This is a genomic window from Hassallia byssoidea VB512170, assembly GCF_000817785.2.
Taxonomy (GTDB): Bacteria; Cyanobacteriota; Cyanobacteriia; order Cyanobacteriales; family Nostocaceae; genus Hassallia; species Hassallia carrinoi.
Window position 1 is genome coordinate 2,074 of the sequence record NZ_JTCM02000186.1, and the last position, 4,245, is coordinate 6,318.

General features: G+C 45.0%; 8 protein-coding genes and 1 pseudogene. 5 read left to right on the forward strand and 4 right to left on the reverse strand.

What is annotated here, in order from left to right; all coding sequences use genetic code 11:
* The coding region (locus tag PI95_RS34175) for a hypothetical protein (protein ID WP_039737704.1) at positions 1-653 on the forward strand (653 nt) is incomplete at its 5' end.
* A gap of 11 nt (positions 654-664) precedes the next feature.
* Here the strand turns inward: PI95_RS34175 and PI95_RS34180 are convergent.
* A complete protein-coding gene (locus PI95_RS34180) occupies positions 665-814 on the reverse strand; it encodes a hypothetical protein (protein WP_163519454.1) in 150 nt (49 codons plus the stop codon).
* Positions 815-853: 39 nt separating this feature from the next.
* On the opposite strand from PI95_RS34180, the gene PI95_RS37625 reads away from it, so the two are divergent.
* Positions 854-943: a DUF6888 family protein gene (locus PI95_RS37625; RefSeq protein WP_373695733.1), complete on the forward strand. Its 90-nt coding sequence runs from the start codon at positions 854-856 to the stop codon at positions 941-943.
* A gap of 48 nt (positions 944-991) precedes the next feature.
* Complete coding sequence (locus PI95_RS37630; RefSeq protein WP_373695734.1) at positions 992-1,045, forward strand: DUF6887 family protein; 54 nt, start codon at positions 992-994, stop codon at positions 1,043-1,045.
* A gap of 47 nt (positions 1,046-1,092) precedes the next feature.
* Here PI95_RS37630 and PI95_RS34185 read toward each other — a convergent pair whose 3' ends face one another.
* On the reverse strand, positions 1,093-1,296 hold the full coding sequence (locus PI95_RS34185; RefSeq protein ID WP_163519455.1) for a hypothetical protein: 204 nt from the start codon (positions 1,294-1,296) through the stop codon (positions 1,093-1,095).
* A 130-nt stretch (positions 1,297-1,426) separates the two neighbouring features.
* On the opposite strand from PI95_RS34185, the gene PI95_RS34190 reads away from it, so the two are divergent.
* Entirely contained in the window at positions 1,427-1,894 is a 468-nt protein-coding gene (locus tag PI95_RS34190) for a hypothetical protein (RefSeq protein ID WP_039737706.1), read from the forward strand.
* A 230-nt stretch (positions 1,895-2,124) separates the two neighbouring features.
* Here PI95_RS34190 and thrC read toward each other — a convergent pair whose 3' ends face one another.
* Positions 2,125-3,216, reverse strand: coding sequence for a threonine synthase (gene thrC / locus PI95_RS34195; protein WP_039737707.1), 1,092 nt, complete (start codon positions 3,214-3,216; stop codon positions 2,125-2,127).
* A 324-nt stretch (positions 3,217-3,540) separates the two neighbouring features.
* On the opposite strand from thrC, the gene PI95_RS34200 reads away from it, so the two are divergent.
* On the forward strand, positions 3,541-3,732 hold the full coding sequence (locus tag PI95_RS34200) for a hypothetical protein (protein ID WP_039737708.1): 192 nt from the start codon (positions 3,541-3,543) through the stop codon (positions 3,730-3,732).
* A gap of 147 nt (positions 3,733-3,879) precedes the next feature.
* On the opposite strand, the pseudogene PI95_RS34205 reads toward PI95_RS34200, so the two are convergent.
* A pseudogene (locus tag PI95_RS34205) lies at positions 3,880-4,245 on the reverse strand (hypothetical protein); the annotation flags it as partial.

Below are 4,245 nucleotides of genomic sequence, written 5' to 3' on the forward strand. Positions count from 1 at the left end.
ACCGAGAAAAGACAGGACGTTTGTTGACCGATGCTGATGCTGCCAACCTCCAGATTGGTGAATGGCTGGTTTTACCTGGAAGTGGCACTACCCCAACCCCAACTCCAACTCCAACTCCAACTCCAACTCCAACTCCAACTCCTATCTCTGGTAATGGGAAAAGAATCATTGATGCAGTCAAAAGAGTTAATCCAGAGCTAGCATACTATCTGCCACACGATATCACAGGTGATAAAAAAAATGAAACTTTCTGTAATTGGTTCGCTGCTGATGTTTTAGAGTTGTTGGGAGTAAAGTTGCCTCCAAATGGGAATCAGCTAATGAATAAGCCTCATCCTCTCTATGGTTCTGATAACCATAGTAAGCCTATAAGTGCAGAGAATCTCTATAATTTCTTCTACCAAGGTGGTGGTTACTACAACGGTAAATATTATGGCAAGTGGCAGAAAGTAAGCGCAACCGATGCAGCAGCTAAGGCTAACAGTGGTCAAGCTGTTGTCGCTTGTGGTAGCGGTCATATTGCTGTTGTGATTCCAGGGGGTTCTGTTTCTGATGTTCGCATTGCCCAAGCTGGGGCAAAAAATGGGGAAAAGATGAGTGTAAAAGAAGGATTTGGAAATAATTCTTTTAGCTACTTTGCATACGTAGGTTAGAACTTCCTAGATCACAGGCGATCGCACCTTCCCCCCGTACCCGAAGGGCGATCGCATTTGTGATCAAATAAAAGTGCGATCGCTCTGTTGGTATGATGGGATGCGATCGCCTGCACACTAAACGTGAAAACTTGCGGGAAATGAAACCAACGGTTGAGCAAACGATGGAACTATATAAAATGTGTCAAAATCTGACATCAATGTATCTGCCCATCAACTTGGTCACAATTGATGAAAGGACGAAAAACCTTTACCTATTAGCAGGTGAAGAACGCTTATGTCCTAATTAATCCGCAATTCTAGGTATCGATACTATGACAAAACCAGATTACAAAGCAATGACACAGCAGGAGTTAAGGCAATATATCCTCAGCCACCGCTTCGGACTCTGATGCAGTACACGAAGCCGTGCTGCGCGTTCAACAATATGGCACAACACTCAATTCGGTTGATGAATTAAGGCAATTTGTTGAAGAAAAACGCCTTTCATTACTCGGAACCGTAAACCAAACATGAAAGCGATGGGCAAAGCCCCGCAATCATGCGATCGCACTTTTTTCTTGGCGGTTAGGGTGCGATCGCCTGTTGTGGTGTTACGTCGGGTTATTCTTCCATCACTTCTGCCGGCAACGATTGATCGCAAATGATATTGACAAACTCCTCCTTGTTGTGGAATGAAACAGCCCTGGTGGAGATGAGAAAGAAGAATTTTTGACTCTTGACTAATGACTCTTGACTAATGACCATTGACTAATGACTAATGAAAAATCTTTATGAGTCAAGAATTAACACAACAATGGTTGGCGGAAATTCAAACCCTGAGACAGCAGCTAGCGCAACTGGAAAGCGATCGCGATTCTGGTTGGGAAAGTGCTGAGAAATGGCGTCAACTTTACAACACCGAAGCCGAACAACGCCGCACAGATGCTCAGATGTCACAAGTGGCGATCGCCGACTTGAAGGCAGAAATTCAAAAACTCAAGGGTATTGAAGACGCCACATTACCCGACTCGACAACAGCGACAGCTATCCAACAAGAAATAGCACAACTACAATCTCCAGAGGAATTGAAAGCCAAACTAACTGTAGTTATGAAAGAACGCGATCGCCTGCTGCAAGCCTTAAAAACCGAGCAAGACAACCACGCCCAAACCCGCAACAACCTCACCACCGCTTTAGGTGATGCGATTGATAGCTTGACACGAGAGCGAGCAGCAGGAGAGGGGGAGAGTGGGAGATGAGGGAGAGGGGGGGGAGGGGGGACAAGGGAGAGGGGGAAGACAAGGGAGAGGGGGAAGACAAGGGAGATGAGGGAGAGGGGGAGGACAAGGGAGAGGGGGAGGACAAGGGAGATATAGAAATTTCTTCTTTATCCTCCTTGTCCTCCTTGTCCCCCTTGTCCCCCTTGTCCCCCTTGTCCCCCTTGTCCCCCTTGTCCCCCACTCCCCCCCTCCCCCACTTTCCCACTCTTCTAAAACCCCATCGCCTCAGCTACTGCTTTGAGTTCTGGTGCGATGCCGACTTGAAATTTGCTCTCGTTGTGTTTAATGGCTGTATCTGGGTCTTTTAAACCATTGCCGGTGAGGACGCAAACTACGGTTGCGCCTGTGGGTATTTGGTCTTTTACTTGCAACATGCCGGCGACGGAAGCAGCGCTGGCTGGTTCGCAAAAAATGCCTTCTTCTGACGCTAAAAGTCGATAAGCGTCAAGGATTTCTTCGTCGGTGACGGCGTGGAAGTTGCCCATACTTGCTGATTTGACAGCGATCGCTTTTTCCCAACTTGCGGGATTGCCAATTCTAATTGCTGTGGCTAGAGTTTCCGGATGCGCTATCGGCTGACCGCTGATTAAAGGTGCTGCACCTGCGGCTTGAAATCCCATCATTCGAGGTAAGCGATCGCATTTTCCCGCTTGATGATATTGACAAAAGCCCATCCAATATGCTGTGATATTTCCCGCATTGCCCACCGGGATACACAGCCAATCGGGAGCATTACCCAGGACATCGACAATTTCAAACGCCCCTGTTTTCTGTCCTTCCAAACGGTAGGGATTGACTGAATTTACCAAAGTTACCGGATAGCTGATAGCCATCTCACGGACAATTTCTAGCGCTTGGTCAAAATTACCTTTAATTGCCAGTACTTCTGCACCATAAAGCAACGCTTGTGCTAACTTGCCCAATGCTACATAGCCATCGGGAATTAAAACAAAAGCACTCATTCCCCCACGCCTAGCATAAGCTGCTGCTGCTGCTGAGGTGTTGCCCGTGCTAGCACAAATTACCGCCTTTGCCCCAGCTTCCTTAGCCTTGGAAATTGCCATTGTCATTCCCCGGTCTTTAAAGCTACCAGTAGGATTAAGACCATCGTATTTGACAAACACGCATACTTGTCTACCAATGCGTTCTGCCAGCGCGGGAACTGGTATCAGCGGAGTGTTACCTTCTTGGAGGGTGACAACCGGAGTTTTTTCGCTGACAGGCAAGTATTCGCGGTATTCTTCTATCAGTCCTAGCCAGGGTTGGCGATGAGATTTAGCAGCAGACAGGCTCAAAGTCACAGGATTTAAAAGTTTTTTACAAGAGAAGGACGGGAGATTGAAAGCCCCTAAGCATCACAGAACGTAGTTCAACAGATGCGTGCAACAGATGCCAGTTTATCGTTTAACTGATATTGCTGGAAAGATTTAGACATGTTTTGTCAAATATCTTGGGGAAGGTATAATTTTTTTGGAACAAAGCGCGTTTGTTCGTAGTCTCTTATAGCAAAGGCTTTGATTCATTAGCTTAATTGATTGAAAGTTTATAATGATTTAACAAAGCTTAAAATTGACTTATTATAATATCTCTGAATGTGTGAGTTGAGTTTAGGATCTCGTTTAACTATGACAACTTGTTCATCTAGTGTTGACGATCGCATGTCCCAAAGCGCTTGGGCAACCAGATTAACCAAGGCTTTTTATCAAGACGATCAACAAGCCAAATTTATGCATTTGCAAGCAGAGGTAGATTCTTTGTTGCAGCAACTGCAAAGCTTGAAGCAGCAACGGATTGCAACCACTCAATTAGAGGAATAATTACCTCGATTTTGGCTAAAACTGATATGTCAATAAATAAACTGACCTTATCAAAGGAATAAGCCAAAATAATTTGACAAGCTGAAATTTTTTCAACTTGACACATTGCCAGTATTTCTATAGCCGGAATGGACTGCAAAGTAACTGCTATTCAAAGCGCTGATGATTTTCTGACCAGCGCTTGAGGCTATAGCGATCGCCATTTTCAACGAGTAAAGCTAAAGATGTACCGTCTGAAATTTTGGCGATCGCTGTCAAAAATTGTTGAGAGTTTTTACTGAAGTCAGTATAAATTAGTTTACCATCATCTGACAAGATGAGAGTACGCGGACGAGATAAATTTTTGTCTTGTGCCTTAATTTTAGGTGCTTCTTTATTCAAAGCTGCTATTGCGTCTGCTGAGATAGTCAGTACAGTTTCGGGTTTATTATTACCTGTTAAATCAATTTCTTGAATGGGCCAATAGCCTAACTTTTGTCGCATTTGCTGCAAGTTAGGAATAGTACCAGCCGG